Source organism: Bradyrhizobium sp. NBAIM03, from assembly GCF_020194055.1.
Taxonomy (GTDB): Bacteria; Pseudomonadota; Alphaproteobacteria; order Rhizobiales; family Xanthobacteraceae; genus Bradyrhizobium; species Bradyrhizobium yuanmingense.
This window is the reverse complement of sequence record NZ_JADYVS010000005.1, coordinates 92,905-116,852: the sequence shown is the minus strand read 5'-3', so window position 1 is coordinate 116,852 and position 23,948 is coordinate 92,905. Positions and strand designations below refer to the sequence as shown.

The window sequence follows — 23,948 nt, the reverse complement described above, 5'->3', positions numbered from 1 at the left end:
TCAGACCTTCTTGCGGACGTGGAGGCCGAACAGGCCCTCGGGCTTCAGCAGCAGCACGGTGAGCAGCACGATGTAAGGCGCGGCGTCCTTCCAGCCCTCGGGCAGGTAAAAGCCGGCCATGCTCTCGATCACGCCGATCAGGACGCCGCCGACCACCGCGCCCGGGATCGAGCCGAAGCCGCCGAGCACGGCGGCGGGAAACGCCTTCAGGCCGAGCACGAGGCCGACATTGGAGTGGATGAAGGTGATCGGCGCCAGCAGCACGCCGGCACAGGTCGCGACCGCAGCGCTGATCGCCCAGACGACCGACACCACGCGCTTGACCGGAATGCCCATGTAATAGGCTGCCAGCATATTTTCGGAGCTGGCGCGCATCGCGGTACCGAGCGTGGTCTTGTTGAAGAACAGCCAGAGCAGCGTGCACAGGATCATCGTCGCCGCGATCACCGAGAGCTTGTCGTAGGCGAGCACCAGCGAGCCCATGCGCAGCACGCCCTGGCTGAAAGGCGTCTCGATCTTCAGGTCGTCGGTGCCCCAGATCATGCCGGCGACCGAACGCAGGAAATAGCCGAGACCGATTGTGACCATGATGATGGAGAATTGCGGATAGCCGAGGATCGGCCGCACCACCACGCGCTCGGCCAGCATGCCGAACAGCGCCATGGCGGCGACCGCACCGGCGAAGCCGATCCAGTAGTTCAGGCCCATCATGCCGATGAAGGTGAAGGCGAAGAAACCGCCCAGCATCATCAGATCGCCCTGGGCGAAATTGACGACTTCGGTGGCCTTGTAGACGAGCACGAAGCCGAGCGCGATCAGGCCGTAGACGCAGCCGAGCGCAACACCGCTGACCAGCTGCTGAACGAAATCCAGCATTGACGCGCGTCCTCCCCGATGCAACCGGCGATCTTCGAGGCCGCCTTGCCGCATCTTGTGTCCAGTCGCTACGCAGTCGTTTCGCCGCGTTAGCGCCATTTGTCCGGAATCAATTCAGCCTGAACGCCCGCGCGCTGTCAACAAACGGTGACTTGTCGAGATACCTTGTCTTTAGTCCAATCCGGTTGGCGGAATTTGCGGCAGTGCGATTCACGGTGCCGAAACATCTTCGGGTCATGGTCGCGGGCGATGCAAACCGGATGGTGTGGCCATCATGAAGCCGGACAACTCGGCCCTGGAAGTCCGAGGGTTAACGAAGCGTTTTGACCGTCTGGCGGTCGACAGCCTCGATCTCACCATTCACGCCGGCGAATTCTACGCGCTGGTCGGCCCCAATGGCGCCGGCAAGACCACCACTTTACGCATGGTTGCGGGCCTGCTCAGGCCCGATGCCGGCGCCGTCTCGATCTTCGGCATCGATGCGCTCCAAGACCCCGTCGCCGCCAAGCAGGTGATGGCCTGGGTCTCCGACGAGCCCATGATCTACGACAAGCTCACCCCGCTCGAATATCTCGAATTCGTCGCCGACCTCTGGGGCATCGCGCCGTCGATCTCGCAACCGGCCGCCGAGGAACTGCTCGATTCGCTCGGCCTCGAGGCGCACCGCCACGAGCGCTGCGAGGGCTTTTCCAAGGGCATGCGCCAGAAGGTCGCTCTCGCAGGGGCGCTGGTGCACGATCCCCGCCTCATCATCCTCGATGAACCCTTGACGGGGCTCGATGCGGTCTCCGCCCGCCATGTGAAGGGCCTGCTCAGCGCGCGTGTCCGCGCCGGCTGCACCGTCATCATGACCACGCATATCCTCGAGGTCGCCGAGCGCATGGCCGACCGCATCGGCGTGATCGCCTCCGGCCGCCTGGTCGCGGAAGGCACGCTCACCGAGCTGCGCCAGCAGAACGGCCATGCCGACACCAGCCTGGAAGACCTCTTCATCGCGCTGGTGACGCTTCAGGAAGCGGCATGAGCTCGGCCACCGCGCTGTCCTGGTTTGCCCGCCACGAGCTGCGGCTCGCCTGGCGCGAATGGCTGGCCATGATGACGGGCGGGCGGCGCAAACGGGCGCGCGCGGCAATGATCGGCCTCTTGTGCTTCGCCGCGCTGCTCCACCTGCCGGCCTGGGCGGTGATCGGCCGTTTCGCCGACCTGCAGCTGCCGCTCGACAAATCCTCTCTGATCGTGATTTCGGCGACGATCTTTCTCGCCTGGACCTTGATGCTGTCGCAGGCGATCGAATCCGTGACGCGGGTATTTTACGCCCGCGCCGATCTCGACCTGATCATGTCCTCGCCGGCGCGGCTGGCCAATCTGTTCTCGGTCCGCATCGCCGCGATCGCGCTGACCGTCACCGTGCTGGCGCTGCTGTTCTCGACGCCCTTCATCGACGTTCTGGTGATCGGCGGCGGCGCGCGCTGGCTGGCGGCCTTCGGCGTCGTCATTGCGATGGGCCTGTCCGCGGCGGCGATCGCGATCGCCATCACCATTCTCCTGTTCCGGTTGATCGGCCCGGCGCGGACGCGCCTGATCGCACAGATCCTCGCCGCCATCATCGGTGCGGGTTTCGTGATCGCGCTTCAGGTCGCCGCGATCATGTCCTACGGCACGCTGTCGCGCTTCACCATCCTGACCTCGGGCAGCGTTGCCGCCTACGCTCCCGACGTCGACAGCATCTGGTGGTGGCCGGCGCGGGCAGCGATGGGCGACAGCGAGGCGCTGGCGCTGCTTCTCGCGCTCGCTCTGGTCATGCTCGGCGGCGTGATGGCGATCTTCTCGCACCGCTTTGCCGACACCGCGATCGATGCGGCGGCCTACGCCACGTCCGGCCGCGTCCGTGCCAAGGAGCGCCCGTTCCGCGGCGGATCGCGCCAGCAGGCGCTGCGTCGCAAGGAATTCATGCTGCTGTGGCGCGATCCATGGCTGATCTCGCAGACCTTGATGCAGCTGCTCTATCTGGTACCGCCGGCGCTGCTGCTCTGGCGTAATTTCGCCGACAGCTCCGCGGCGCTGACACTGATCACACCCGTCATCGTGATGGCGGCCGGACAGCTCGCCGGCGGGCTCGCCTGGCTGACGATCTCGGGCGAGGACGCGCCCGACTTGGTCGCGACCGCGCCCTTGATGCCGTCCGGCATCATCCGTGCCAAGATCGAGGTGGTGCTGATCGCGATTGCCGCAATCTTCGCTCCGCTGCTCGCGGCGCTGGCCTTTGCCTCGCCATCCCAGGCCGCAATCAGCGCGGGTGCGATCATCATCAGCGCGGCCTCGGCGACCGCGATCCAGCTCTGGTTCCGGGTGCAGGCAAGGCGCAGCCAATTCCGGCGCCGTCAGACGTCTTCGCGGCTTGCAACCTTCGCCGAGGCCTTTTCCTCGATCGGCTGGGCCGCCACCGCCGCACTGCTGCTCGCCCTTCCCCTGGCCGGCCTCATCAGCGGCCTGATTACCGCAGGCCTCGTCGCGGTCACCTGGAAGTTCAGCCCGAAGCGCGAGCAATAGGTGCGACACTGACGCGCTGTTGATCGCACCCCATTGGCGATGCTCCGAATTGCACGCTAGACTTCGCCGCGAAGTCATCGGGGACGGATCCATGCGGCGACTGGTTTTGGCGGCTATCGCGCTGTTCGGCGCATTCCTGACCCCTGCCCTGGCCCAGCAGCCACTGCGCAGCGAATGCCTGGCGATGGCCAACGCGGCGCCGCGAATCATGCCGGTCGTCTTCAGGCAGGCTGCAGCTGCGCCCGAGGTCGAGATCACCTATGCCGGCCATTCCACCTATTTCATCGACACGCCCGCCGGCTTGCGCATCGCCACCGACTATAGCGGCGCCTACCAGGTCGGGCGACTGCCCGATGTCGTCACCATGAACCGGGCGCACAGCACCCATTACACTCTCTTTCCGGACAAGCGCATTCCCCACGTGCTGCATGGCTGGAGCGAGGACGGCAAGCCGGCGATCGTGTCGCAGCGCATCAGCGACACCTTCATCCGCAACGTCACCACCGACATCCGCCGCTATTACGGCGACGATGCCGGCAGCGACATGATCCGCGACGGCAATTCCATCTTCATCTTCGAGGCAGCCGGCCTCTGCATCGGCCATCTCGGCCACCTCCATCACAAGCTCGACGACAGCCATTTCGCCCAGATCGGACGGCTCGACATCGTGATGGTGCCGATCGACGGCACCTATACCATGACGCTCGACGGCATCTCCGAGATCACCAAGCGGCTGCGCGCCTCGGTGGTGCTGCCGATGCACCGCTTCGCCACCCCGCTCGACGACTTCATGCGCCGGATCGGCCAGCAGTTCGAGATCGACCGGCGCGTCGAGCGCTCCTTCCGGATGTCACGGGATACGCTGCCGACGAAGCCGACGGTGATCATCCTCGACGGGGTCTGACTCAGAACCGGAACGCATCACCCGTCAACGACTTGGTTGCTCCAAGACCCACCTCAGTCGGAGCAATCATGAGCAGACGGTTCCTGGTCATCGGCTCGTTTGCGGCCATCTATCTCCTGTGGGGTTCCACCTATTTCGCCATCACGCTGGGCTTGCAATCGATACCGCCGTTTCTGCTGATGGCAGTTCGATCGTTATGCGGCGGCATGATCTTGCTCGCCTTCAGCGGCAGGCATGTCGCGAATACCCCGGGCCGGACATGGTTGCAGGCAGGCCTTTGCGGGCTGCTTTTCTTCGTCGGCTGCCACGGCGTTCTCGCCTTCGCACAACAATCGGTTCCGTCCGGCGTGGCCGCCATCGTGCTCGCCACGATTCCGTTCTGGATCCTTCTGGCGGACACGCTCTTTCCGGGCGATCAGCGCCCGCGGCCGATCGCGCTGCTCGCGCTCATCCCCGGCTTCGTGGGCGTCGGGCTCGTGGCATGGCAAAATGCCGAGCAGGCCGGCATCAGCATGCTTCCGATCGTCTGGCTGCTCGCGGCGGCGCTGTCGTGGTCGATCGGCACCGTGCTGTCGCGCAGCATGTCGCATCAAGCATCCGCGATCGCGCTGTCTGGCATGCAACTGTCGATCGGGGGCGCCGTGTTGTTCGCGATCAGCTGGCTGACGGGCGAGCTGGAGAGTTTTAGACCGAGCGAGGTCTCAATGACGTCCGTTGCAGCAGCTCTTTGGCTGATCGTCTCCGGCAGCGTCATCGGCTTCGCCGCCTACAATTGGCTGCTCGAGAATGTCTCGACCTCCCTGGTCTCGACCTACACATTCGTCAATCCGGTCATCGCGGTGCTGCTCGGCACCCTCGTGCTCGCAGAGCCGTTCTCTCGCATGATGCTCGTGGGCGCGAGTCTCGTCATTGTCGCCGTTGTCGCCATCTGGCGTGCTGAGAGCTCGAGCAATCGGTCGACGCAGGCGGAGGCCGATCGTCCCATGAGACATCTGTCGCTGCGCAAGACCTGACGACCGACGGCAATTTTCTCCAAGTCGCCCGCGGCTCATCCGTGCTGAATCCTCCGCAGCAGGAGAGCAACATGAACGACTTTGCGAGACTTCTTCACGCCAGCGCACCGCATCCCGAGCACGCGGCCGCGCTTCAGCTCTACGGCCGTTTCGTCGGCGACTGGGACGCTGAGATCGCCGCCTTTGGACCGGACGGCAGAAGCCACACCGCGCCGGGCGAAATCCATTTCGGCTGGGTGCTGGAAGGCCGTGCGGTGCAGGACGTCTGGATCATTCCCCGGCCAGCGGGCAGCGCAGCCTTTCCGATCGCCGGCAATTGGTACGGCACCACGCTGCGCGTCTACGATCCGGCCATGGATGCGTGGCGGATTTCCTGGTTCGATCCGGGCCGCCGCGTGTTCCGGCAGCAGATCGGCCGTCCCCGCGGCGAGGACATCGTGCAGGAAGGCACGACCGAATCCGGCGAGCTGACGCGCTGGAGCTTTACTGAGATTACCGGGGACTCCTTCCGTTGGCGTGGGGAGGTCAAGCCGGCCACGGCAGTGGACTGGCGGCTGATGGTCGAAGTAAGAGCAAGACGGCGGACGGGCTGACGAGCATACCGCATTGCTCGTGATGATGGGTGCGGTTGCGCAAGGCGCGCTGCTGCATGCGGAAATGAGGTGCTAGGCTCCCGACACAAAACATCAGGGAGCGAAGACCGATGGCAGCAAGCGGTGTGCCCGCCAACACGAGCGGGCTGTTCGTCGATCCGCGTGAGGACTGGCTCGCGCTGCATCGGGAGGAGACCATCGATCCCTTGCGGCCGATCGTCGATCCCCATCACCATCTGTGGAATCGCGGGCACCGCTATCTGATCGAGGAGATGGCCGCCGACATCGCCTCCGGTCACAACGTCATCGCCACCGTCTATGTCGACTGCCGTTCGATGTACCGCGCGCATGGACCCGAGGCGTTCCGGCCCGTGGGCGAGGTCGAGTTCGCCAACGGCGTCGCCGCCATGAGTGCAAGCGGTGGCTACGGCAAGGCCGCGATCTGCGCCGGCATCGTGAGCCATGCCAATCTGCTGCTCGGCGACGCCGCAAAGGGCGTGCTGGAAGCCGAGATCGCCGCTGGCAACGGCCGCTTTCGCGGCATCAGGCATTCATCGGCCTGGGACGAAGATCCTGTCGTCGCCGGCATGTATGCGAACAGACCGAAGGGATTGTTGCAGGATCCGACCTTCCGCAAAGGCTTTGCCTGCCTCGCGCCCCTCAAACTCAGCTTCGATGCCTGGCTGTTCCACCCGCAAATCGGTGAGCTCACGGCACTGGCGCGCGCCTTCCCCGACACCAGGATTGTGCTCGACCATTGCGGCGGCCCGGTCGGAACCGGCCGCTTCGCGGGCCGGCGCGAGGAGGTGTTTGCGCAATGGCGCGCCTCGATCCGGGAGATCGCGACATGCGAAAATGTGGTGGTGAAGCTCGGTGGTCTCGCGATGTGCCTGCTTGGCTACGACTTCCATTTGCGCGAGAGGCCGCCGACATCCGAGGAGCTTGCCGCGGCCTGGCGGCCCTATGTCGAGACCTGCATCGAGGCGTTCGGCCCGAAGCGCGCGATGTTCGAAAGCAATTTCCCCCCGGACAAGGGCCAGTGCAGCTACCAGGTGATCTTCAACGCCTTCAAGCGTATCACCTCAAAGCTGAGCGAGGCCGACAAGACGGCGTTGTTCTCGCAGACCGCGATCGACGTCTACCGGCTCGAGCTGCCGTCATGATGAAAAGAGGGGCCGGGACCTTGATCCCGACCCCTCTTCGTCGTGGCCGCTGGGAAGCGTCCTTGAAACCCTGGTGTCCGCTTAGCCGGCGCCCATCAGCGAGGCCGGACGGCGCTCGCCGGTGGAGGCGAACATCTTCTTCAGCTTGTTGATGACGCGGATCAGGAAACCGATCATCACCGGATTGGTCTTGCGGCAGAAGGCGATCTTCTTGACGTGGCCTTCGACATGCCATTTGGCATGCGCGCCGTCGCGGAAGAAAATGACGTCGCCGGGGCCGTAGCGCTTGGGCGGCATGCCGTCGCTCTCGAGCACGATCGATCCTTCCATGATCATGATCGTCTCGTCGATGTCGTAGTACCAGTTGAAGCGGCCTTCGGTGCAGTGCCAGATGATTGTCTGCGCGGTGCCATCGGCGCTGGTCGACAGCACCCGGGAGCGGGATACCGGATTGCCCTCGATGATCCAGGACGGCTCGATCGGCCGCAGCTCGAGGTCCACATTGCAACTACCGATTTCAATCAATGTGCGCGACATCTGCTTCCCCAGAAGATTTAAATATGAATGGCCGGGTCTCGGCCCGGATTGCTTCGAAAGAAGTTGGGACGCTAGTAGGCTGCTTTTAATTCTTTCTTACATGGCACTCGACAATCAGCCTCGAGTTGCGGGTGCGATACGGTTAACGTCACGATTTCCTCTGCGAATTCGCACATATGAACCTAGCTTGTCCGGGGTGCGACAAAGTGCGCGAAGTCTTGGGAAGGAGCCGCACCGATGCCCCTCACGCCGGAGATGCTGACAGCCAACAGCGAGGTCGTCGCCAGGCTCCGCAGTCTCGACGTCTCCTTCGCACCGGACGAGGAGCCCTGGTTCACCATCGACGGCGTCGAAAGCCCGCGGCACATCGGCAGTGACAGCTCCGGCAGCGCGTTCGTGCTGCTGCCGTCGCAGAATGTGCTCTATGTCTCGTCAGAGGGCCGCGCGGGCATCATTGCGGAAAGTTTCGATGCATTGATCCAGCTTGTCGTTGCCCGTCCCTACTGGCGCGACATCCTCAAATTCTCCGGGGGCGGCGACCTTGCAGAGATGCGCCGCGCGGCGGATGCGCTGGAGGCAAGGCTCCAAGACGAGGATGACGTCAGCGAGGCCCGCGAACAGATCCGCGGCGCGCTCGCGCTGGCGGACGCGGACGATCCGATTGGCGCGCTCTACGAGGCGGTGGCGGCGTCCGACGCGATCGTGCGGGCCACCGACGGCAGCCCGTTCACGACGCTGTTCAACCGCTTCAGCATCGACAACAGCCCGACCCTGCGCAACGCGGCGGCGTGAGGGGGAAGACTGACGCGAGGACGTTCACCTCTCCCCAGCGGGGAGAGGTTGACCACGTCCTGGACTGCCTATTGGACCAAAATCTAGATTACGACTTCGCCCATTCGCCCTTGCGGAAGACGGGCACCTTGCTGCCGTCGGCCAAGATGCCGTCAATGTCGGTCTCGGCCGAGCCGATCATCCAATCAATATGGATCAGGCTCTGGTTGCCGCCTTGCGCCGCGATCTGCTGCGGCGTGAGCTGGGCACCGTTGACGAAGCATTTCGAATAGCACTGGCCGAGCGCGATGTGCGAGGCCGCGTTCTCGTCGAAAAGCGTGTTGTAGAACAACAGCCCGCTCTGCGAGATCGGCGAGGAATGCGGCACCAAGGCCACCTCGCCGAGGCGCCGCGCGCCCTCGTCGGTATCGAGCACCTTGTTCAGCACCTCGGCGCCGCGCGAGGCCTTGGCGTCGACGATCTTGCCGTCCTCGAACCGCACCGCGATGTTGTCGATCAGCGTGCCCTGATAGGACAGCGGCTTCGAGCTCACGACGTGGCCGTAGACGCGGCGGCAATGCGGCGTGGTGAAGACCTCTTCGGTCGGGATATTGGCGTTGCAGCTGATGCCGTTCTTGGACAGCGAGGCGCCGCCTTCCCATTCGTGGCCGTCGGCAAGGCCGATGGTGAGATCGGTGCCGGGACCCGAGTACTGAAGCGCGCGGAAACGCTGGCCGTTGAGCCAGTTGGTGCGCTCGCGCAGCACCGCATTGTGGCTCGCCCAATTGCTGATCGCGTCCTCGCGATCGACACGGGACGCGGCGAAAATCGCGTCTGCGAGCTTGCCGACCGCAACGTCCTCGGGATCGTTCGGGAACACCAGCTTCGCCCAGGACGCGCTCGGATAGGCGATGATATTCCAGTTGGTGTCGAAATTGACGATCTTCTCCAGCGCAGGCTGATAGGCCATCGAATTGGCCTTGCTGGCGCGCGCCACCTTGGAAGGATCCTCGCCGGACAGCAACATCGGGTTGTCGCCGACGATGGCAAGCCGTGCAGTGTTGTCGGAGAACGCCTTGGCCATGCCCTCGTAGAGCCAGCCGGCGGCACGATCGAAACTGTTGTCGTGGCCGTGGCGGTAGCGCGCCAGCGTCATCTCCTCGTCCGACAGGATCGGCGTCACGAGGCCGGCGCCGGCCTTGTAGGCATGCACGGCGATCCGCCGCACCAGCGGCAGCGCGATCGCGGGCGCCGTCAGAAGCAGATCCTGTCCCGGCCGCAAGCCCAGGCCCACATTCACCGCCACCTCGGCCAGTCGGTCGAGCTTCGCCGGATCGATGGGAGTGGAAGGATTGCGTTGATCAGTCATGCCGGGCCCTCTGCCGAAAGTCGCTCACACAATTTAAGTCTAGCATCGCGGGGCACAAGTATGCGAGCGTCATGCGCCCTTGGAAAGATACGCAGTTTCACGCATTTTGGTTTTCAACGCGTTGCCGATGCCAGCACCCGGTCGACCATGGCGGGCGCAAGGCCGAGGTAATTTTTCGGTGAAGTGAGCGCCTCGATTGTGGCACGATCGATGTGGCTCGATATCCGTGAATCTGCGGATAGCGCGTCAGCAAGGGTCATTCCCTTCTCGTTGGCCTGACGGCAGGCGTCATAGACGACGTCGTGCGCCTCCTGCCGGCCGATCTGCGGGGCGAGGCCCATCATGACCGCTTCGGCCACAATCAGGCCGCGGCTGATGGCGAGATTGTCGTTCATCTTCGCCTCGTCTACGATGAGGCCCGCGAGCGCGAACTTCGCCTGGTGCAGCGCGCCGGCGGCCAGCACGAAGCTTTCGGGAATCGCCATCCATTCCGCGTGCCAGGGGCCGGTGGCACGCTCGAAATCCTGCACCATGGCGTCGAGCATCAGGCCGGCGTGCTGGCGCACCGCCTTGGAGGCCGCAAGCATCAATTCCGAGGAGATCGGGTTGCGCTTCTGCGGCATGGTCGAGGAGGCGCCGCGCCCCTTGACGAAGGGCTCGTAGACCTCGGCGAATTCGGTCGAGGCCATGATCATGATGTCGAGCGCGATCTTGCCGAGAGAGCCGGTGACGAGAGCAAGGAAGTTCACGGCTTCGGCGAAGCCGTCGCGCGCTACGTGCCAGGTCGAGGCGGGAACGCCGAGCTTCAGCTCGTTGCAGAGCGCCTCCTGCACCTCGAACCCCCTGTCGCCGAGCGACGCCAGCGTACCGGCCGCGCCGGCGAACTGACCGACCAGCACGCGCGGCTTCAGCTGCGCCAGCCGCTCGGCGTGGCGGTCGAACATCGCGAGCCAGATCGCGCTCTTGTAGCCGAAGGTCACCGGCAGCGCCTGTTGCAGATGGGTGCGGCCCGCCATCGCCGTGTCGCGATGGCGCTTCGACAGATCGGCGAGGATCTTGCGCAGCTCGGCGATGTCACGTTCGACGATCTCGAGCGCGGCGCGCAGTTGCAGCACCACGGCGGTGTCCATAATGTCCTGCGTGGTGGCGCCCCAATGCACGTAGCGGCCCGCCTCGCCGCATTGCTTCACCATTTGATGCACCAAAGGCAGGATCGGGTAGCCGACGACATCGGTCTCCTGCCTGAGCAGATCGAAGTCGAGCGCGCCGATGTCGGTCCGCGCCGCGATCGCTGCGGCCGCCTCGTGTGGGATCACACCGCACTTCGCCTCCGCCTTCGCCAGCGCCACCTCGACCTCGGCATAGCGTGCGACCGTCGCGACGTCCGAGAACACCTCGCGCATCTCAGGCGTACCAAAGGCGTCGCGAAACAGCAGGGAGTCGAGCACAGTGGTGGCGGCGGGGAAAGCAGGCATGGACACTTCTTCTGGGTTGGTGTTTTCTGTCGGTGTACCTTACGTACGCAGGGCAGATCGGCAAAGGGCATTCCCCGTTGTGCGCGACACTAAAACGGCATTCCCGCGCAATGGCGAAGCCGTTGTCGCTGAGGGGGCCTGCGCTACGCTCCCGCGCTCCAGGATGACGGTGCTGGAGGGGCGCCTGATCTCGTCGCCAGATTTACACCGCAACATTCTAGCTGCGGATGTATTCCCCTCGGAAAACCACATGGCTGCCATCACGCGATTGCGATGAACCAAACGCCCCCTTCGGCAGACACACGATCTTTCGACCCAAATTTCATTTTGTTTGTTTGCCCGATTTCGCAATGAGGCCCGAGTTTTCGACGTGCAGTTTCTGTTCCGGGACCACCTTCTCGATACCGACCGGCGCGAGCTGAGCCGCGAGCAGGTTCCCATTGCCGTGGAGCCGCAGGTTTTCGACCTCGTCGTCCACCTCATGCAGAACCGCGACCGGGTCGTCAGCAAGGACGAGCTGATCGACAAGATCTGGCACGGGCGCAGCGTCTCCGAATCCACCCTGACCAGCCGGATCAACGCGGCGCGCAAGGCGATCGGCGACGATGGCGCGAGCCAGTCGCTGATCCGCACCATCACCCGCAAGGGTTTTCGCTTCGTCGGCGACGTCCAGACGCAAATCGGCGCGGTCGCGCCGGAGCCGGTCCGGATCGCCCCGTCCCAGGCCACCTTCGCTCTGCCGGAGCGGCCCGCGATCGCTGTGCTGCCCTTCACCAATATGAGCGGCGAGGTCCAGCAGGATTATTTCTCCGACGGTATCAGCGAGGACATCATCACGGCGCTGTCGAAGCTGCGCTGGTTCTTCGTCATCGCGCGCAACTCCTCCTTCGTCTACAAGGGCCGCGCCGTGCACATCCACGAGGTCGCGCGGGAGCTCGGGGTGCGCTACGTTGTCGAGGGCAGCGTGCGGCGGAGCGGCGAACGGGTGCGCATCTCGGCCCAGCTCAACGACGTCTCGACCGGCAGCCATCTCTGGGCCGAACGCTACGACCGCGAGCTCGCCGACATCTTCGCCGTGCAGGACGAGATCACGGAAGCGATCGTCGCCGCCATCGAGCCGCAGCTCTATGCTGCCGAAAGCTTCCGGGCCCAGCAGAAGCCGCCGGGCAGCCTGGATGCATGGGACCTCGTGATGCGCGCGTTGTCGCATTATTGGCGCATCACCCGCGAGGACAATGCCGCCGCGCAGAAGTTGCTGGAAGAAGCGGTCGCGGTCGATCCCGCCTATGGCAAGGCGCTCGGCCTGCTCGCCACCAGCCATATCTTCGGCGCGCATATGGGCTGGGCCGACATGGCTGCCACCATGCCGGTCGCCGAGCGTGCGGCGCTCGCGGCGGTGGAGGCCGACCGCGAGGATGCCTGGGCCCATCACGGCCTTGCTTACACCTACCTGTTCCGCCGCCGCTTCGACGACGCGCTGGCTGAATTCGAGCTGGCCTTGCGGCTCAATCCGAATTTCGCGATGGCGCATGCCTTCCACGGCGTGACGCTGTGCTATGCCGGACGTTGGCAGGACGGCGATGCCGCCGCCCGCCGCGCGCTGCGGCTGAGCCCGCGCGACCCGCTCGCGGCGATCTATTGCGGGGTTGCGGCCTATGCCCGGTTCGTCGGCCGCGACTACGCGGGCGCCGTGCAGATGGCTCGGGAATCGATGCGCCAGCGCGGGGATTTCGTCGGCGCCCACCGCGTGCTGACGGCCGCCGCCGGCATGCTCGGCGATCCCGCCCTCGCGGCATCCGCCCTGGAAGGCCTGCGCCGCACCCAGCCCGAGGTCTCGCTGGCCTGGATCACGCGCGAGCTGCCGATGCTGCGGGAAGAGGATCGTACGCACTATCTCGAGGGATTGCGGCGCGCCGGAATGACGTGACGGTCGCTGGCGCGACCGCTCCGCTTGATCCCCGTGTCAGATGCTAATCGTCGTCAGGCCCGAACAGCCTGATCTGCGGGAAGCCGCTGCGCGACCGCCCCGCGTAATCGCGCGCATCGGAATCCTCGCGGATGTTGCGCGCGACGTCATCCCAATCGGTGCGGTCGCGCAGGCCGCGCGGCTCGCGGGACTCGTAATAATAGCGGCGCTCGGCCCAGCGCTCGCGACGCTCGGCTCGGCGCCGTTCGGACGCGGCGCGCTTCACATCGGAATCCCTTGCCTTGGCATAGGCGTTATTCGGTAAGGACGACGGCTCGGTCGAGGCCTGCTGCTCGGCAGGCCTTGCGGCCTGTGGCGCAGCGGCGGGCTTCGGCGGCTCGACTGCAGCGGCTTGCGAGGGTTGCGGCGCCGGTGCGACATTCGCCTGCGTGGTTGGCGTGTCGGGTTTTACGGGTTCAGGCTTTGCTTCGGCCTGTGCGGGCGCGGCGATCATCGCGCCAAAGGCTTGTGAGCCGGTGAGATAGTTCACACGCTCGGAGGGAGCGTTGGTGCTGGCCGGCGTGGGAGTTGCCGCGCGCTGCGCCATCTTGCTGGTGTCCGGCCCCTGTTTTGACGCAACCGGATTCATGATGTTGCCGGCAACGATGCCGCCACCGAGACCAATGGCGATGGCCGCGACGATGGTTCCGGCACCGACAAAATAGGCTGTCGAGGCGCGCATTTGTCCACTCCCTCTTTCGGAGCGGGCAACGCGTGGGGATTGCCAGATGTTCCTGATAAGCGCGGCTCCTCGACGAGGAACCGCGTGCGTCAGATCTGCTGCGCGACCTTCTCAAGCCCGATGAGGCGAGCGAGCTTGCGCACTTCTTCCTTCTGGTCGTCGCGAAGCTGGAACAACAGCGGCATCGCGGCCGACTTCAGCTGCTGCACCTCGTCGCAATTCGGATCGATCTGTGCGCTGGGCGGTGCATTCGGATTCGACAGCCTGTTCGCCTGGATCTTGCGGGCGACGTTGCGCAGCGCGGTCTCGACCGAGGGCCAGTAATATTCCTGGGACGAGGAGAGTTTCAGGCGATCCCTGATGCCCGCGATCTGCACGTCGGACAGCAGCGAATAGGATTTTTGCGGCTGCGGCTTGGCGACGACTTTCGGCTTGGCCGGAACTTCGATGGCCGGAACCTCGGTCGCGGTGGGCGCCTCGTGCGCGCTCGGCTTCGGCATCGGGAAATCGGATGGCGTGGCGGCGGCGAAGGCCTGACGCAGCGGCTCGGTCAGGACCGGTGCCTGCGCCAGCTTGTCGGCGGCAACCTGGACCGGCTCGATCGCGGCCGAGGCCAGCGCGAGCGTCGGAACCAGACGGTCGGCCTTGGCGGCGCGGTTGGTTGCGAGCGGCTTGGCCGGGGGCGTCTCGGCGATCATCGCGGCGCTGACGCTGGGAACGCTGTCGCGGCCGAGGATCGCGGTGGTGGCGGCGCCGAGGACGAGGAAACAGGTCAGCGCGACGATGGTGATGGCTTTGGACAAACGTCTCTCCGCGTCCGACTTCAAGTCCACGTGATCACTGCCCGGAAACTGGGCGATAATTAAGGCTGAACCGTGCCATTGCGGCGGCAATCGCGCGGACTAAGGCGACATCGCCCAGACCCCCCCCCCAACGAAATCAGGCTGCTGCCGCAAGGTCATAGGCATCCTGGATGTCGGCGACGATCTCCGAGGCTTCCCAGACCGCGCGCGGCTCGACCGATTGCAGCGTCACCGTCCAATTGCCGCCGCGGCGGGTCCGGGGGACGCTGACGATGTCAAACCGGACGTTGCGACACAGCGGGTGGCGGGCCAGCGCATGGGCGACGCGGACGCGGATCTCGTCCAGGGTCGCAGCCGTTTTGCCGTTGAGATAATTGAAGTCCATCGCCTGTCCCTCTCGTCCTGATTGGCGGCCACAAGAGGGATTCTTGGCTGGCGATGGTTAATCCGCCGTTAAGTGGGATGGGCCGGAGGCATGCGGGATTAACCCTGCCCGATCCCCTGTGGGAGAGGCGACGACGCTACCGCCCACCCGCTTCCCGATATTCGGCGATGGTCTGCGCAACGAGATCCTCGACCGCGAGCACATCGGTGACACCCGAGGTCGAATGCCCGCCGCTCCAGATATCGCGCCAGCGCTTGGGGCGGCTGTCGCGGGCGGCGACGTCGATATCCTCAGTGATATTGATCGCGCCGCGCGCCGGCAGATTGTCGGGATCGAGCCCGGCGGCCGCGATCGATGGCCTCAGCATGCTGGTCTGCAAGCCCGTGAACGCGGTGGTGAGCAAGATGTCGTCGGCGCTGCTCTCGACCAGCATCTGCTTGTGACGCTCGTCCGCCATGCTCTCACGCGTCGCGATGAACTTCGTGCCCATATAGGCGAGATCGCAGCCGAGCACTTCGGCGGCACGCAGCGCGCGACCGTCGCTAATTCCGCCCGCGAGCACGATGATGCCGTCGTAGAATGCGCGCACCGCACGGACGAAGGCGAACGGGTTGAGCCAGCCGGTCTGGCCGCCAGCACCGGCAGTGAGCAGGACCAGCCCGTCCGCCCCCGCTTCCGCGGCGCGTTCGGCATGGCGGATCGAGGCCACGTCCGCCAGCACCAGCGCGCCGGCGTCGTGCAGCAGCTTCAAGACTGGCGCCGGCGAGCCGACCGACGTAATGACGATCTCCGGCTTGTGCCGCAGCAGCACGGCGAGATCCTGCTCCAGCCGCGCATTGGAGCGGTGGACGATCAAGTTCGGGCAAAGTGGCGCTGCCTTTCGCCCGGTTTGATCTTCATGCTGCCGCAGCCGCAGCTTGATTTCGGTCAGCCATTCATCGAGCTGTTCCGCGCCACGGCAATTCGCGGTGGGAAAGCTGCCGATCACCCCGTTGCGGCAGGCTGCAACCATGAGCTCGACGCCCGATACCAGAAACATCGGCGCCGCGATCAGCGGCAGAGCAAGACGATCGCGGAAGCGTTGCAGTCGATCTGATGGCATGCATGCCCTCCCTCGCGCGGGCTCTGTGGTTTCCTCCCGCAGTCTCTGTGCTAACGTCGTCAGCAACATTGGCACGCCATAAGCCGGTGACAAAGCAACGAGGAAACATATGCCTGATCCGCTCCACGCATCATCCCCGGCTTGTGCGCAGACGCTACGGGCGCTGTCGCGCTATCCCGACCGCATTGCTTTCGCCTGGCCCGAGGGATCGCTGAGCTATCGGGGTGCCATCGACCTGATCGGACGGATCCAGGGCGTGTTCATGCGGCTCGGCTTGGAGCCCGGCGCCCGCGTAGCCTTCCTCACCGCGAACCGCGCCGACAGCTGGTGCGCCGGCGTCGCCGCCCAATTGGCCCGCCTCTGCATCACCTGGCTCCACCCTCTGGGCTCGCTGGAGGCCAGCTGTTTCAGCTCGAGGATTCCGAAGCCGAGATGCTGGTGGTGGATGCGGCCGCCTTCCGCGACCGCGGCGGCGAGCTCGCCGCGAAGGCCGGCCGGCTCAAGGCGGTCTTCAACATGGGACCGGCCGGCTACGGCGTCGATCTGCTGGCGGCGGTCGAGAGTGCGGGGCACGCCAGCGCACAGTGCCTCGCCGGCTCCGACGATCTCGCCACACTGAACTACACCGGCGGCACCACCGGAAAATCCAAGGGCGCGCTGCGCTATCACCGCGAAAATGCCGGCGCCGCCGGCGCGATCCTGGCCGACTTCGAGATTCCCGAGGCTGCGCGCTACCTCACGGTCGCGCCGATCAGCCATGTCGCGGGCACGAAGGTGCTGCCGACCCTGATGCGCGGCGGCACCGTGCACATGCTGAAAGGCTTCGATCCCGAAGCCGTGCTGTCAACGATCGCACGCGAGCGCATCAACTTCACGCTGTTCGTTCCGACCATGATCTATGTGCTGCTCGATCAGCCCGCGCTCGGCAAGACCGACCTCTCCTCGCTCGAGCTCGTGCTCTATGGCGCCTCCGCGATGTCGCCGAGCCGACTGCTGGAGGGCATCGAACGCATCGGCCCTGTGTTCTCGCAGCTCTACGGGCAGACCGAATGCTATCCCGTCTCGGTGCTGCGCAAGGCCGACCACGATCCCCAGCGGCCGGAGCTGTTACTGTCCTGCGGCTTCCCGATCGCGGCCTGCGAGGTCAAGATCCTCGACGACAACGACCAGGAGGTGAAGACGGGCGAGGCCGGCGAGATCTGCGTGCGCGCGCCGCATGTGATGGCGGAGTACTGGAAGCGGCCCGATATCACCGCCGAGACGCTGAAGAACGGCTGGGTCCACACCGGCGACATCGCGCGTCAGGACGAGCGCGGCTACATGTTCATCCTCGACCGCAAGAAGGACATGATCGTCACAGGCGGCTTCAACATCTTCCCCCGCGAGGTCGAGGACGTGCTGTCGCAGCACGCGGACGTGGCGATGGTCGCGGTCGTCGGCATTCCCGACGAGAAATGGGGCGAAGCCGTCACCGCCATCGTCGTCCCGCGCGAAGGGACGAACCCCGATCCGGACGAGCTGATCAACCTGGTGAAGACGCGGAAGGGCTCGGCGCATGCGCCCAAGCAGATCCAGTTCGTCAAGCAATTGCCGATGACCGGCGTCGGCAAGGTCGACAAGAAGGCGCTGCGCGCGGGCTTTTGGAGCGGGCGAGACCGGATGGTGGGGTAAATACTCCGGAATTCTACGGTGTCGTTGTTGCTTCGGCACCACAGCCCGCAACGGAGTCTGCGACGGCGATGCCCGCGCAATTGCCGGCGAATCAGGGAATCAACTAGACCGCTGACGGGGCTGGGAAGCGGAGAGTGAAATGAGAGTCGCTTCCCTGGAAAGTGCAGTCGCCGCGATCACGTTGATCACGGCCATCATCGTGGTGCTGTGGGGGATCAAGATCTTCTACGGTGTGTGAACTGGCAGGATGCCCTGGTCGAACACGACCTTGCATCCCTTCCGCGGCGGCGGAAGTCTGCCGTTCAATCCCGCGATACGCGAGAGAGCTCTCACACGATCGGTGTCATCGCCCGGCTGATCGCACATAGCGCCTCTCACCGCTTCTCGATCACGAGGCTCTGCACCGCGCGGCCGAAATAGCCTTGGCGGTCGGCGAGGCGTGACATCGCAAGGCCCGCGCCGTCGGGGCCGATCCAGGAATCGCCGTCGAGCAGGATCCACTCGCCGACCGGCTGGCGTGCAAAGCTCACGGTGAGGTCGGCGTTGATGTAGGTCCAGGCACGGAAGTCGAGCGTCGAGGCGGTGCCGTTGGAGAAATCGGCGGCGACCACGGCGCGCATCGCCTGCGAGACGGCCTCGCCTTCGATCAGCGGATGGTCGACACGAAACCAGATCGCGCCGGCGCCGGCCTGGCCGAAGCGGCCGCGCGCGGCGCGCATCGAGACCGATCGCACGAACGGGCTGTTGGCGGCGTGACCGTCCTCGACCAATGAATCCTCCGGCGACGGCAACGTGACCGGAAGTTCCTCGACCTCGTCGGGCAGCGTCAGCGCCTGGCGCCTGATCTTGAGCACGGTGGCGCCGACCACCTGCACGCCGTCGGCGAGCAGCTTGATCCCGCAGAGCTGGATCTTGCGGCCCTCGCGCAAGATTTCGGTGGCGATCGTGAGCGGCGCCACCGGTACCGGGCGCATCAGATCGATGGTCACGCGCGCGACATCCATCGGCACCGCCGCAGGGATGCGCTCAGCCGCCCATGTCACCAGCGATGCCGGTGCCGAGCCGTGCTGCATGCGCCGGTCCCAGGGGCCGGCTGCATCGGGGCTGGTGACGACGTCGTTGCCGTCGACGCGGTAAATGGGGGGCATGCAGCACTCGATCTGGGTGCGATCACAACGGCGGATCGATCGCTTCGTCGTATTCCTTCTTGAAGCGCGCGATCAGCTCGGCCGCCGGCACGACCTTGTCGATGCTGCCGATGCCCTGGCCGCTTCCCCAGATCTCCTTCCAGGCCTTCGGCTTGGCGCGCTCGCCGGAGGCGTCGGTGCCGAAGTTCATCTTGGAGGGATCGGACGTCGGCAGATTTTCGGGGTCCATGCCCGCCGCCAGGATCGAGGGCTTCAGATAATTGCCGTGCACGCCGGTGAAGAGATTGGAATAGACGATGTCGTCGGCGCTCGAGCCCGCGATCATCTCCTTGTACTTCTCGACCGCATTGGCCTCCTTGGTCGCGATGAAGGCCGAACCGATATAGGCGAAGTCGGCCCCCAGGATGCGCGCGGCGCGGATCGCCTTGCCGTTGCCGATCGCACCCGACAGCGCGATCGGACCGTCGAACCATTTTCGTGTCTCGGCCACGAAGGCCAGCGGCGAGATGGTGCCGGCATGGCCGCCGGCGCCGGCCGCGACCAGGATCAGGCCGTCGGCGCCCTTCTCGATCGCCTTGTGCGCGAATTTCTGGTTGATCACATCGTGGAAGACGATGCCGCCCCAGCCGTGCACGGCCTGGTTCAGCTCCTCGCGGGCGCCGAGCGAGGAGATGATCATCGGCACCTTGTACTTGGCGCAGAGCTGCATGTCGTGGTCGAGCCGGTTGTTCGACTTGTGCACGATCTGGTTGACCGCGAACGGCGCCGACGGCCTGTCGGGATTAGCGCGGTCATAGGCCGCGAGCTCTTCGGTGATCCGCGCCAGCCATTCGTCCAGCAGCTCCGGCGGCCGCGCATTCAGCGCCGGAAACGAGCCGACCACACCCGCCTTGCACTGCGCGATCACGAGATCGGGCACCGAGATGATGAAGAGCGGCGAGCCGATCACGGGGATCGACAGGCGCCCCTTGAACAAGGCAGGCATGGACATTGCGGTACGATCCTCTCAGCCGGTCAAATTGAAGTTGGGAGCCATACCAACAAGGCAATCTTTCCACTGTCAAGTATTGCGTTTTGGCGCCGCAGCGGAGGCCATTGCCGCAATTCCAAGCAGCGGAATTCCTCACCCGTCATTCCGGGACGAGGCGGAGCGTCCAGCTATGATGCGCGATTGCGCATCAGAGAATCCATCGGGCGTCAGCACGCGTGGCGAAATGGATTCCGGGCTCGCGCTTCGCGCGCCCCGGAATGACAGCGACCGCCTACCCGATCAAATCCGGGTTGATCAGCCGCTCGAACGAGAACATCTCGTCCCACTTCTCCTGCGTCAGCAGCTTGCGTTCGGTCACGACGATCTGGTGCAGCGACTTGCCGGTCTTGTAGCCTTCGCGCGCGATCTCGGCGCATTGCTTGTAGCCGAGCAGCGGCTTCAGCACCGTGACGATGCCGAGCGAGTTCAGCACCATGTTGCGGGTGTGCTCCTCGTTGGCGGTGATGCCGACGACGCAATTCTCGCGCAGGCTGTTGACCGCGCGCTCCATGGTGCGGATCGAGAAGAACAGCGCGAACGAGATCACCGGCTCCATCACGTTGAGCTGGAGCTGGCCGGCGCTTGCCGCCAGCGTCACCGTGGTATCGAGGCCGATGACGAGGAAGCTGGTCTGGTTGACGACTTCGGGAATGACCGGATTGACCTTACCGGGCATGATCGAGGAGCCCGGCTGAAGCTGCGGCAGGTTGATCTCGTTCAAGCCCGCGCGCGGACCGGAAGCGAGCAGACGGATGTCGTTGCAGATTTTCGTCAGCTTGCTGGCCGTGCGCTTGAGAACGCCGGAGAGCTGCACATAGGCGCCGGTGTCCGAGGTCGCCTCGACGAGATCGCCGGCGAGGATGAAATCGACGCCTGTGAGCGCGCTGAGGTGCCGGACGGCGAGCTTGGGATAACCGACCGCCGCCGTGACGGAGGTGCCGATCGCGGTGGCGCCGAGATTGATCTCGCGCAGCAGCGCGCGCGCTTCCGAGATGCGGTCGACCTCCTCGCCGATCGTGGTGCCCCAGCCCCGGAATTCCGCGCCGAGCGACATCGGCACCGCGTCCTGCAGATGCGTGCGGCCCATCTTCAGCACCCGCTCGAACTCGCGTCCCTTGGCGAAGAAGGCTTCCTGGAGCTGACGCAACGCCGTCATGTAGCTCTCGAGCCGCAGGATCAGGGCCAGCCGAAAGGCGGTCGGATAGGTGTCGTTGGTGGACTGGCCGTAATTGACGTGATCGTTCGGACTGACGTGCTGGTAGTCGCCCTTGGCAAAGCCGAGCGATTCCAGCGCGAGGTTCGCGATCACCTCGTTGGCGTTCATGTTGGTCGACGTGCCGGCACCGCCCTGGATGAAATCGGTGACGAACTGATCCATCATGTCGCCCGCGATGACGCGGTCGCAGCCGAGGATGATGGCGTCCGCGACCTTGGCGTCGATCGCGCCGAGGTCGCGATTGGCCATCGCGGCGGCCTTCTTGACGTAACCGAGCGCCTTCACGAAGTAAGGCTCCTGGTTCATCGGAATGCCGGTGATGTGGAAGTTCTCCTTACCCCGGATGGTCTGGACGCCGTAATAGATGTCGTCGGCGATCTCACGCTGTCCGAGGAAGTCCTGCTCCGTGCGGCTCATGGGCGCTCCTTGGTTCTCGCGCGCCGGCCTTCAGTTCTGGCACAGCGCGCTGGTCACGAAAGTGTCGGTGCGGCAGTCGTCCGGTTTACGTTGCCGGCCCGGGATCAGGACCTTGGCCGAGCATTTTTCCGCGGAGTCGGCGTTCAGGCTCTTGCCTTCCTTGTAGCCCTTGCCCTGGCAGAGCTGGTCGGCCGCCTGCTTGCAGTCGGGCGCGCCGTTCGCAGAGACCGGGCAGATCACGCGCCCCGACACCATGGTCGAAGGCTTGGCCAGCCGCGACAGGTCGTCCATGGTTTCACTGGGGCTTTTGATCGGCGGCAGGATCGAAGGCAGCTTGTCGAACAGCTTGCCCATTTCGTTGATCAGCCCGGGATTCTCCTCGCGCGCCGGCGGCGCCGAGGGAGCGGGCGTCGATGGCGACGGGCCGGCCTGCGCTCCCTGCTGCTGAAGGCCGAGCGCCGGCGGGGCGGATTGCGGCCGGGCCGTCCCTCCGGCAGCGAGCAGCAGCAGCAGCGCTGTCGACATCAGCGTCCCATGCCGTGCCGCCGGATTGCCGGATCGAACCATCATGACGACAACCGTAGCCGAAGCCGGCGCGGCGGCAAAGCGCCGCGGCTCTAGATCAGCTTGATGGCGATAACGAAGCCGAGCACCAGCACGATCGCGCCGAGCGCGACCCACAATCCGAGATGCCGCTCGATCCTGACCCGGATCCAGTCACCGTAGCGGTTGAGCAGGATCGCGACGACGAAGAAGCGTCCGCCGCGCGCGACGATCGAGCACAGGACGAACAGGAGGATGTTGTAGCCGGCAAAGCCCGAGGTGATGGTGACGAGCTTGTAGGGGATCGGCGTCAGTCCTTTGAGCAGGATGATGACCGCACCCCATTCCGCATAGGAGGCGCGGAAGGCGTCAACCTTGTCGGCGAGGCCGTAGACCTGGATCAGCCACTGGCCGACCGAGTCGAACAGCAGCGCGCCGATGGCGTAGCCGACGACGCCGCCGAGCACCGAGGTCACGGTGCAGATCGCGGCATAGAACCAGGCGCGCTGCGGCCGCGCCAGGGACATCGGAATCAGCATCACATCCGGCGGGACCGGAAAGAAGGAGCTTTCGGCGAAGGACACGATGCCCATGATCCAGAGCGCATAGGGCTTGTGGGCGGCGTCGATGCACCAGTCGTACATTCGTTTCAGCATGGCGCCGCGATGAAGCACCATGGGACGGATTTGTCCATCGCCAGTTTTTGAGCGATTTGTGACGTTTCTAGTGGCGCTTGCGCGCGGCACGGCCGTCGAGCGCGACAATAGGCCGCCGCGAGGCCATGCGCGGTGACGCGACTTTGGGCAATTTCGCCGGCGACTTCGGCAGTTTCTCGGCAATTCCGAGCATGTCCTCCCGCCGCGTCATTTCCCGCCAGACGTCCTCGGGGCGTACTCCGGCCGAAGCCCACAGCACGGTGAGATTGTAGAGCAGGTCGGCGCTTTCCCGGATCACGGCCTCGCTATCGCCATTGACCGCATCGATGACGACTTCGATGGCCTCTTCGGCGAGCTTCTTTGCCATTTTTGAGGGCCCACGCTGAAACAGCCGGGCCGTGCGCGATGTTGCCGGATCAAGGTCTCTGGCCGCGAGCACAGCCAGATATAGCCGCTCAAGCGAATCACTCATGGTACGCAAAACTACTCGAAACAAATGGCCGGCGTGTTAACACGCGGCAATGTAAGCAAAAAACAGGCCGCCGCGGCAAGCGCGACGGCCTGTTCGTCGATCAGAATAGCCGATCCCTCAATAGCAGCTGTAGCCGGAATAGCCGTGGGCGCAGGGGTTCTTGTAGCCGCCATAGGTGTAGCGGCGGCCCGAGTCGTAATAATAGGAACCATAGCCGGGGCCGCCGTAATAGGCCGGGCCGCCCTCGTAATAGTAAACCGGACCCGGATCATAGGCGTAGGCATTGCGGCTGGCTGCGATCGCGAGGCCGGTCGCGGCGAGGCCGAACATCGCGGCAGCAGCGGCGCCGCCGCCACCGCCATGCCAATGACGACCGCCCGCGTAAGAGGCGGTGGGTGCAGCGGCAGTCAGGGCCACCACGGCGGCCGTGGCCAGAACGGCCTTGCGGCCGACGAACTTCGAAAGGCTGTCAAACATGATCTGGACCCTCCTTGGGACCTCGGATTGTGCCTGACGACAGGCTGATATCTGTCAAACACTCACCACCTAAGTAGGTTCCCCAACCCCAACACAAGCTGAACGGGGTTGCGTAACGATGCCGCAAGC

At 64.9% G+C, this 23,948-nt stretch carries 23 protein-coding genes and 1 pseudogene; 9 read left to right on the top strand and 15 right to left on the bottom strand.

Annotated elements, in window-relative coordinates:
• A complete protein-coding gene (locus tag I6F21_RS09355; RefSeq protein ID WP_035997599.1) occupies positions 1–876 on the bottom strand; it encodes a branched-chain amino acid ABC transporter permease in 876 nt (291 codons plus the stop codon).
• 274 nt (positions 877–1,150) lie between these two features.
• On the opposite strand from I6F21_RS09355, the gene I6F21_RS09350 reads away from it, so the two are divergent.
• From I6F21_RS09350 to I6F21_RS09325, 6 genes are all read left to right on the top strand, one after another.
• Entirely contained in the window at positions 1,151–1,900 is a 750-nt protein-coding gene (locus I6F21_RS09350) for an ABC transporter ATP-binding protein (RefSeq protein ID WP_225183062.1), read from the top strand.
• Positions 1,897–3,426, top strand: a complete 1,530-nt coding sequence (locus I6F21_RS09345; RefSeq protein WP_225183061.1) for a permease — start codon at positions 1,897–1,899, stop codon at positions 3,424–3,426. The genes I6F21_RS09350 and I6F21_RS09345 overlap by 4 nt, the downstream gene beginning before the upstream one ends.
• Positions 3,427–3,517: 91 nt before the next feature.
• Positions 3,518–4,330, top strand: a complete 813-nt coding sequence (locus I6F21_RS09340; RefSeq protein WP_035997591.1) for an MBL fold metallo-hydrolase — start codon at positions 3,518–3,520, stop codon at positions 4,328–4,330.
• A gap of 68 nt (positions 4,331–4,398) precedes the next feature.
• Entirely contained in the window at positions 4,399–5,343 is a 945-nt protein-coding gene (locus I6F21_RS09335; protein ID WP_225139366.1) for an EamA family transporter, read from the top strand.
• A 71-nt stretch (positions 5,344–5,414) separates the two neighbouring features.
• A complete protein-coding gene (locus tag I6F21_RS09330; protein ID WP_225156693.1) occupies positions 5,415–5,936 on the top strand; it encodes a hypothetical protein in 522 nt (173 codons plus the stop codon).
• A 110-nt stretch (positions 5,937–6,046) separates the two neighbouring features.
• Positions 6,047–7,099: an amidohydrolase family protein gene (locus tag I6F21_RS09325; RefSeq protein WP_035997584.1), complete on the top strand. Its 1,053-nt coding sequence runs from the start codon at positions 6,047–6,049 to the stop codon at positions 7,097–7,099.
• An 81-nt stretch (positions 7,100–7,180) separates the two neighbouring features.
• Here the strand turns inward: I6F21_RS09325 and I6F21_RS09320 are convergent, their stop codons facing one another.
• On the bottom strand, positions 7,181–7,636 hold the full coding sequence (locus I6F21_RS09320; protein ID WP_035997581.1) for a cupin domain-containing protein: 456 nt from the start codon (positions 7,634–7,636) through the stop codon (positions 7,181–7,183).
• Between the two features lie 237 nt (positions 7,637–7,873).
• Here I6F21_RS09320 and I6F21_RS09315 point away from each other — a divergent pair, with 237 nt between their 5' ends.
• Complete coding sequence (locus I6F21_RS09315) at positions 7,874–8,428, top strand: hypothetical protein (RefSeq protein WP_225149322.1); 555 nt, start codon at positions 7,874–7,876, stop codon at positions 8,426–8,428.
• Between the two features lie 88 nt (positions 8,429–8,516).
• On the opposite strand, the gene I6F21_RS09310 is transcribed toward I6F21_RS09315, so the two are convergent.
• The gene (locus I6F21_RS09310) at positions 8,517–9,776 is read right to left on the bottom strand and encodes an aminopeptidase (protein ID WP_225183060.1); all 1,260 of its coding nucleotides are present in this window, start codon (positions 9,774–9,776) and stop codon (positions 8,517–8,519) included.
• 113 nt (positions 9,777–9,889) lie between these two features.
• The gene (gene pcaB, locus I6F21_RS09305; protein ID WP_225146321.1) at positions 9,890–11,251 is read right to left on the bottom strand and encodes a 3-carboxy-cis,cis-muconate cycloisomerase; all 1,362 of its coding nucleotides are present in this window, start codon (positions 11,249–11,251) and stop codon (positions 9,890–9,892) included.
• A gap of 370 nt (positions 11,252–11,621) precedes the next feature.
• Between pcaB and I6F21_RS09300 the strand changes: the two genes are divergently transcribed.
• Positions 11,622–13,178, top strand: coding sequence for a winged helix-turn-helix domain-containing protein (locus I6F21_RS09300; protein WP_109142357.1), 1,557 nt, complete (start codon positions 11,622–11,624; stop codon positions 13,176–13,178).
• Between the two features lie 43 nt (positions 13,179–13,221).
• On the opposite strand, the gene I6F21_RS09295 is transcribed toward I6F21_RS09300, so the two are convergent.
• The 4 genes from I6F21_RS09295 to I6F21_RS09280 form a co-directional block, all read right to left on the bottom strand.
• Positions 13,222–13,899 carry a hypothetical protein gene (locus tag I6F21_RS09295; RefSeq protein ID WP_225183059.1) on the bottom strand — a complete coding sequence of 226 codons (678 nt, stop codon included), beginning with the start codon at positions 13,897–13,899 and terminating at the stop codon, positions 13,222–13,224.
• An 89-nt stretch (positions 13,900–13,988) separates the two neighbouring features.
• Positions 13,989–14,702 (bottom strand): hypothetical protein, encoded by a 714-nt coding sequence (locus tag I6F21_RS09290; protein ID WP_225183058.1) that lies wholly within the window; start codon positions 14,700–14,702, stop codon positions 13,989–13,991.
• A 136-nt stretch (positions 14,703–14,838) separates the two neighbouring features.
• Positions 14,839–15,087, bottom strand: coding sequence for a hypothetical protein (locus I6F21_RS09285; protein ID WP_036021252.1), 249 nt, complete (start codon positions 15,085–15,087; stop codon positions 14,839–14,841).
• A 136-nt stretch (positions 15,088–15,223) separates the two neighbouring features.
• Positions 15,224–16,189, bottom strand: coding sequence for a nitronate monooxygenase (locus I6F21_RS09280; protein ID WP_225135449.1), 966 nt, complete (start codon positions 16,187–16,189; stop codon positions 15,224–15,226).
• Positions 16,190–16,298: 109 nt separating this feature from the next.
• Between I6F21_RS09280 and I6F21_RS09275 the strand changes: the two are divergent.
• A pseudogene (locus tag I6F21_RS09275) lies at positions 16,299–17,860 on the top strand (AMP-binding protein).
• Positions 17,861–18,234: 374 nt separating this feature from the next.
• On the opposite strand, the gene I6F21_RS09270 reads toward I6F21_RS09275, so the two are convergent.
• The 7 genes from I6F21_RS09270 to I6F21_RS09240 form a co-directional block, all read right to left on the bottom strand.
• Positions 18,235–19,008 (bottom strand): thioesterase family protein, encoded by a 774-nt coding sequence (locus I6F21_RS09270; RefSeq protein ID WP_225183057.1) that lies wholly within the window; start codon positions 19,006–19,008, stop codon positions 18,235–18,237.
• Positions 19,009–19,030: 22 nt separating this feature from the next.
• Positions 19,031–19,999, bottom strand: a complete 969-nt coding sequence (locus I6F21_RS09265) for a nitronate monooxygenase family protein (protein WP_225183056.1) — start codon at positions 19,997–19,999, stop codon at positions 19,031–19,033.
• Positions 20,000–20,270: 271 nt separating this feature from the next.
• Positions 20,271–21,671 carry an aspartate ammonia-lyase gene (locus I6F21_RS09260; protein WP_035997546.1) on the bottom strand — a complete coding sequence of 467 codons (1,401 nt, stop codon included), beginning with the start codon at positions 21,669–21,671 and terminating at the stop codon, positions 20,271–20,273.
• 30 nt (positions 21,672–21,701) lie between these two features.
• Positions 21,702–22,241, bottom strand: coding sequence for a hypothetical protein (locus I6F21_RS09255; RefSeq protein WP_035997543.1), 540 nt, complete (start codon positions 22,239–22,241; stop codon positions 21,702–21,704).
• A 47-nt stretch (positions 22,242–22,288) separates the two neighbouring features.
• Positions 22,289–22,891 (bottom strand): YqaA family protein, encoded by a 603-nt coding sequence (locus tag I6F21_RS09250; RefSeq protein WP_081492862.1) that lies wholly within the window; start codon positions 22,889–22,891, stop codon positions 22,289–22,291.
• A 46-nt stretch (positions 22,892–22,937) separates the two neighbouring features.
• Entirely contained in the window at positions 22,938–23,342 is a 405-nt protein-coding gene (gene hisE / locus I6F21_RS09245; protein ID WP_057028251.1) for a phosphoribosyl-ATP diphosphatase, read from the bottom strand.
• A gap of 117 nt (positions 23,343–23,459) precedes the next feature.
• Positions 23,460–23,819: a hypothetical protein gene (locus I6F21_RS09240; protein WP_057028252.1), complete on the bottom strand. Its 360-nt coding sequence runs from the start codon at positions 23,817–23,819 to the stop codon at positions 23,460–23,462.
• Positions 23,820–23,948 lie beyond the last annotated feature (129 nt).